Source organism: Zetaproteobacteria bacterium, assembly GCA_003696765.1.
Taxonomy (GTDB): domain Bacteria; phylum Pseudomonadota; class Zetaproteobacteria; order Mariprofundales; family J009; genus RFFX01.
In genome coordinates this window covers 1-5730 of sequence record RFFX01000024.1, presented here as the reverse complement: position 1 = coordinate 5730, position 5730 = coordinate 1, and the positions used below count along the sequence as shown (strand labels likewise).

The 5730-nt window shown below is 67.5% G+C and carries 6 protein-coding genes; 3 read left to right on the top strand and 3 right to left on the bottom strand.

Going from position 1 to position 5730, the window contains the following annotated elements; translation table 11 throughout:
* Nucleotides 1-75 precede the first annotated feature (75 nt).
* The 3 genes from D6682_02405 to D6682_02395 all read right to left on the bottom strand — a co-directional run bounded on the left by D6682_02405 (nucleotide 76) and on the right by D6682_02395 (nucleotide 3165).
* A complete protein-coding gene (locus D6682_02405) occupies nucleotides 76-1644 on the bottom strand; it encodes a hypothetical protein (protein ID RMH52233.1) in 1569 nt (522 codons plus the stop codon).
* Entirely contained in the window at nucleotides 1641-2579 is a 939-nt protein-coding gene (locus D6682_02400; GenBank protein ID RMH52232.1) for an AAA family ATPase, read from the bottom strand. The genes D6682_02405 and D6682_02400 overlap by 4 nt, the downstream gene beginning before the upstream one ends.
* Before the next feature lie 322 nt (nucleotides 2580-2901).
* Entirely contained in the window at nucleotides 2902-3165 is a 264-nt protein-coding gene (locus tag D6682_02395) for a hypothetical protein (protein ID RMH52231.1), read from the bottom strand.
* Nucleotides 3166-3757: 592 nt separating this feature from the next.
* Between D6682_02395 and D6682_02390 the strand changes: the two genes are divergently transcribed.
* The 3 genes from D6682_02390 to D6682_02380 form a co-directional block, all read left to right on the top strand.
* Nucleotides 3758-3976, top strand: a complete 219-nt coding sequence (locus D6682_02390) for a hypothetical protein (GenBank protein ID RMH52230.1) — start codon at nucleotides 3758-3760, stop codon at nucleotides 3974-3976.
* A gap of 116 nt (nucleotides 3977-4092) precedes the next feature.
* Entirely contained in the window at nucleotides 4093-4638 is a 546-nt protein-coding gene (locus tag D6682_02385; protein ID RMH52229.1) for a hypothetical protein, read from the top strand.
* An 816-nt stretch (nucleotides 4639-5454) separates the two neighbouring features.
* Nucleotides 5455-5730: hypothetical protein (locus D6682_02380; GenBank protein RMH52228.1), on the top strand; the 276-nt coding region annotated here is incomplete at its 3' end.

The following is a 5730-nucleotide window of genomic DNA, read 5'->3' as shown; positions in this document are numbered from 1 at the left end:
CCGCTGCCCCTCGAGGTGAAACTGGCCGCCACTCAGCGGAGTGGCGGGCGGGGATCCCGCCGTCGTATCCGTTGATCATGGCCGCTGCAGGTCCGCGATCAGCGCCTCCACCGACCCGTAGTCGGCGGGGTCGACGACCAGCGGCGCACGACGGCGCACAGACGCCACGGCGTCCATGGCCGGCGCGCCCTGGACGTCGCCGAGGAATACAATGGGGCGTGGGTCGCATATCGCGACCCACGCCCACCACTCTTCGTCGGCGGTGATCTCCTCATTATCCCGCAGCGCGGCGCCATATACGTGCTGCGGGTGGGTGTTAGAGTAGGTCACGACCGTGACCTCCGGCGCCACGTGCGGGAGCTGCGCAACCGTGGCGTAGATCTCCTCCCGCAGCGCGCTGCCTTGCCGCATCGCCGTGGATGTGGAGACATCCAGCGCCACGATGCAGCGCGGCGCCAGTTCCAGGCGGCGGCAGCGCTCGACCGCCCAACGGCGGGAGACCATCTCCCGCACCAGCGCCGTGGCGTCCCACCGCGGGGACGTGTCTCCGGCGGGGCAGATCGCCGTAGCCAAGGCGCGGGCAAGCCGCCCCGGCCGGCCGCGGTGGGAGGAGATCGCCGCGGCGAACTCTCCCAGCCAACCGTTGGCGCAGCTACGGCAGACCGCGCCGTAGCGCGCCCGTGCCCTGGCGGGCACGTTGATCGCGCCGCTACGGACGATGGCACCGGGCTGGCGCGTGAACAACGGGACCTGATCATCCGCAGGGATGATCAGGTCCGGCTGATCTATGGCGATGCTGAGTGCCCCGGCATCCTCAGCCGCCCGGCCCTCGATGGTCCGTGCGCGCTCAGTCTCTGCGGCCGCAGCCGGGATCTCGACCGGGCCGTCGTCGATCTGTGTGTCGCCGCAGCTCTGCGACGCGCACGGTTGGGAGCCCATCCCCGCGGTCGGCTCGTCGCCTCCGCGATCGCCCTGCCTGGCGGGCACACCCCCCGTCGTCGGGGTAGAGGGGCGCTCGGCCCCACCGGCCTCCTGCGAGTCCGTGCGGGCTCCGTCGGATCCCTCCTTGGCGTCGGGCGTGACGGCGGGGACGGACCCATCCATGGGTGCGCCCCCGCCGTCACGCTGGGCGGATTTTTCGGCGAGGTGGTCCACCTCGCCGCTGTTGCCGTCCCCTCCGTGGACGGCGTTGGATGTATGCCGCGTCGCAGGCGCGGCCTGATCGGATCCGATCCGATGATCGGCCCGATCGGCCGCGACGCGGCCGATCAGCTCCGCCAGGCGCGTATTGGCGCCATAGCGGGAGACGAGGCGATCGAGCTCGCGCTCGACCGCCCGGCGCGCGGCCTCCTGCCGCGCCTGCTCATACCTCCCGTGGGCCACATAGCGGTGCGCCCCACGCTGGAGGTCGTGGGGGTCGCCGTAGCGGTACGTGCGACCGCCGTCGACCACCTCGACCGCCGCCATCATGATGGCGACCCCCGCGGCTACGCGGGATTGATGATGACGCGAGTACGCACTGCGCAGATCGCGCAGCCGCACCTCGCCCCATCCGCCCTGCGGCTCATGGAGGCGCAGGGTCCAGTGGGCCGCGATCGAGGCCCACTGGTCCTGCGGCCGCAGGACGACGCGGGCGGTCGTCATGCGACCGGCCGCCGGGCGCGCACCACCTCCCCCCAGATGGCCGCCGCCAACTGGCGGAGGCGGGGGTGGGTGCGCGCCTGCTGCGCGCACTCGTCGGTGCGCGCAGCCCACGCTACGAGGGTGTCGACCACATCGTCGGCTCCCTCGGCCACCTCCCACACCTCGCGGCAGGCGTGGGAGATCTCCTGCAGGCTGAGGGCGTCATTGCCCTCAGCCCGCGCCACTAGCTGGCAGGCGCGGTCGATCAGCCGGACCACGCCCGCCGGCGCGCCGCTGCGCTCGGCGGCCAGCCGCAGGCGCAGCTCCTGCGACATCGGCCGCATCCGCAGCCGCCGGCAGCGGCGGAGGAGGGCGTCGGTGTGCCGACGCCCTCCGTTGGAGGTGAGCACCACGATTACCCGATCTAGTCGGGTCTCGATGTGCTCACCCGGGCGCAGCGGCACCCTGCCCGACTGCAGCCAGTCGAGCAGGAGCGCCTCGGTCGCCTCGGGGGCCTTGTCCACCTCATCGAGGCAGACTACCACGAGCTCGCGCTCGTGGCTGGCCCTGGCGACCTGCGCCAGGATGCCGGGCTGGCGGACGTGATCCGCCTCCCCGGCCACTGCGGCGCGGATGTCCACGCCGCAGAAAAGATCATCCGCCCCGCTCCAGGGGTGGAGCAGGGCATAAAAAAAATCCGCCCCCGTCGAGGCCGCGATGGCCTCGGCGAGGGCGGTCTTGCCCGTGCCGGGCGCGCCGGTGACCAGCAGCGCCCGGGCGCCGCCGCCCCGCTGCGTCAGGGCGGCGGAGACAGCGAGTTTCGTGCCGCGGTCGGCCTCATAGCCGACCGCGGCGAGGTCGGGGAGGATCACTCCTCCCCGTCCTCGAGGAGGGCGGGGCCGATCAGGCCCCAACCCTCCTCGTCCACCCACCCGTCCTCCGGGTGGGCGACCCACTGCGGGGCGCCCTCTTCGAGCAGGCGCCCCTGTATGGCCTCGTCGTCCTCGGCCGACCCCTCGTGCGGCCGGCCAAGGATTTCCTCGACCGCTTCCCACGGGAGAAACACTGCATAATGCAGCGCTTCTCCCATTTCTATTCTTTCTTCTCTGTACATTTTCCCTCCCGCCCGCGTGTTTTGTTTCCCCTCCCCGGGCCGGGCGCACCCGGGGTAGTGCAGCCGCCGCTGCTGCCGCCGCCGCTGCTGCCCATGGTGGAGCGCAGCCGCGGCTCGAGGGGCAGCGGATCTCCCGCTGCCCCTCGAGGTGAAAGTGCCGCCACTCAAAGGCGTGGCGGCTGATGGGAGCGCCATCGCTCCCATCGGATGTAACGCACCGCCCACGGGCGGAGCTCCTCCCACTCCACGTGGGGGGCTAGAAAATCGGGGAGGCGGATGGAATCCGTCTCCCTGAGGACAACCATCTGCGCGAGGTGCAGCCGGGACTGCACCTCGCCGAAAGCAAGGGCCGAGAGCCCGAGACTTGGGATCTCGGGCTCCTCCAGGGGAGCCGCAAGCTCCCCCGGCTTGGCGGGTCGGGTCTTCACCTCGACCCGCCAGCGGGGCGGGCAGTAGATCGTGCCCAGCCCCGCCCAGTCACTTCGACGTTTACCAGGGCGGTACTTTACCGTGTACCCCACCGGCATGCGCCGGTTTTCTTGGAGGGCCTCTTCGGCCCTCCGAAGGGCAATTCCTTTAGTCTCTCCATGTACTGCGATCCAATCCTTGGTCACGATCACCTTTCCCTCCCGCCCTCGTGTTTTCCCCTCCCCGAGCCGGGCGTCACCCGGGGAGGTGCGGGGGGCGCCCCGCGATATGGGGCGTATCCTAGCGGGCTAACCGCGAGCTGTCAACCCCCCCTTGTGCTGGTGTTGTGGCGATGTGACTCAGATGACGCATATATGCGACCGGTGGGCCTCTTGACAGGCGGCCTGAGCACAATATATTGTGGCTCCACACTGGTAGTGGCACTACATATAGTGATGCGGTGGTCTAGTGATGGATCCTGATGATCTGCCCGGGGTGCTGGCCGACATCGCCGGCATCGCCGGCATCGACGCCGCGCTGCGGTGTGCCGCGCGGCTGGGCGGGCCTACTATATATATGCCTAGGGTATATACGCCTGATCATCATGATCACATGCTGCTGGCTGGTGTGCTGGGTGATGATGTGGCGCGGGCGGTGGTCGAGCGTATCGGCGGTGGGATGGTGCGCATCCCGGTCGCCAGGCGCGAGCGGGTGCGGCGTGCGGTGGAGATGGTGACGGCCGGAGCGCCGATCAGACGCACGTGCCGTGAGCTGGGAGTCGATGATCATGTAGTGCGGGCGCGACTGCGGCGCCGATCGGAGGCGCGGTAGGATGCCATCGGCACTGGCCCTGGCCGAGCTGCATCTGCGGTGGCTGATGGCCGGGTGCTCGCAGCAGGACTGGCTGTGTATGCAGGCACTGTCACGCCTGCCCGACCCGGACCGGCATGCGGCGATTGCCTGCTGGCTGCGCCCGCCGGCGCCGGCTGAGCTGGATACCATGCCGCCGGCCGATGCAGATGTCGCTAGACAGCTATGGCGCATCCGGTGCGCCAGCATCGCGGCGCTGGCCGACGTGCTGCGTGATCGGCTGGGTGTGGCCGATCATGTGGCGGCCGACCTGGCCATGGGCATCGCGGGTATCATCGACTTGCATCGGCGCATGGCCGGTAGATGGCGCGTGTCAGAGCGGTCGTACTATAGGCTGGTGCATAGGGCGAGTCGGATCGTCGGGGAGATGCTATATCGAGTGGTCGAGCGGGTGGCGGCGCTGCGTGGGGCGGACGCGCCAGGATCGGAGGGGGGCCGAGATGGGTAGTAGGCGATACACGGAGCGGCAACGGAGATTTGCTCGGGCTTATGTGCGGCTTGGATGCGCTACTAGGGCCGCGATTGAGGCTGGATACAAGCCGGACTACGCCGACCGGCAAGGGTCAAGGAGGCGCTGGCGTGATCGAGGCCGGGTCATCGGCGCTGCTGCGGGTAGGGGATAAGTGCAAGATGGTCAGCGTCACGGGTGTTCACAAAATTGGCGACGCCGAGCCGGAGGCGGTTATCGCCATTGAGGCATACGATCTTGTATGGCATGCGCGGTGTCCGGTGGCGCGGTTGGAGCCGACCAAAACAGCGGGCACCGGAAAACGGTCGCGACCAAAATAAGAAGCCGCCCCGAAGGGCGGCCATTCCCGCTTTCATGATCGCGGGAATTGAGTTCAAAAGAAAATCCTTTCTTCTATTTGGCCGGACGTGAACCAGTCGCTGGCCCACTCGCAGGTATACCCATCCTCGGACACATGAGGTGTATCGAGCTTATACATTTCAATGTCGCCGTATTCAGAGAGCATATCATCATCCAGCGTCACGCAAATTCCGCGCTCGCCTTTCGCGGCTCCATTGCCACGGTCGGCAAAGATCGCGGCATTGGCGGTATGGGCTTCAACCAATTCGCGCAGTGTGGTCATATCATCCTCCGCCCTCGTGTTTTTTCCGCCACCGGGCCGGGCATCACCCGGTGACAAGGCGAACACTAGCGCGTTCTGCGTTGGATGTCAACCCCCCAATTTTGCCGGTGTGTAGTCGGGTTGGAGGGGGAGGAAAAACACAATATAATGTAGGCCCATGTTGAGAACATGGGCATATATTGTGTTTCGGGGCCGGCGGTGAACGGGTTTGCGTTATCGCTGGCCGAGCTTGAATTGCGGCAGATGATTGCCAACTGCTCCCGGCTGGATCGCTGGAGCATGGATGCGCTATCGAACCTGCCGGAGCCTGAGCGGCATGCGGCAATAGCGTGTTGGCTGCGTCCGCCAGTGCAGAGTGAAATAGAGACTATGACGCCGGCGGAGGCGGCTGTAGCCCGGCAGATGTGGCGGGTTAGATGCAAAAGCATCGTCGCCATTGCTGAGTTGTTGCGAGACAAGCTAAAGATCGGGGAGCGGGCAGCGGAGGACTTGGCGAGGGGGATAGCGGGCGTGTCGGGATTGCATCGCAGCATGGCTGCCGATTGGGGGGTGAGCGAGAGACAATATTACAGACTGGTGCATGCGGCTAGTAGGGAGGTGGGGAGGCTGCTGTTTCGGATTGTT

Excerpts from the sequence above, each read along its gene's own strand:
- D6682_02405 (RMH52233.1), bottom strand. The coding sequence starts at position 1,644 with ATGACGACCGCCCGCGTCGTCCTGCGGCCGCAGGACCAGTGGGCCTCG.
- D6682_02390 (RMH52230.1), top strand. The coding sequence starts at position 3,758 with ATGCTGCTGGCTGGTGTGCTGGGTGATGATGTGGCGCGGGCGGTGGTC.
- D6682_02385 (RMH52229.1), top strand. The coding sequence starts at position 4,093 with ATGCGGCGATTGCCTGCTGGCTGCGCCCGCCGGCGCCGGCTGAGCTGG.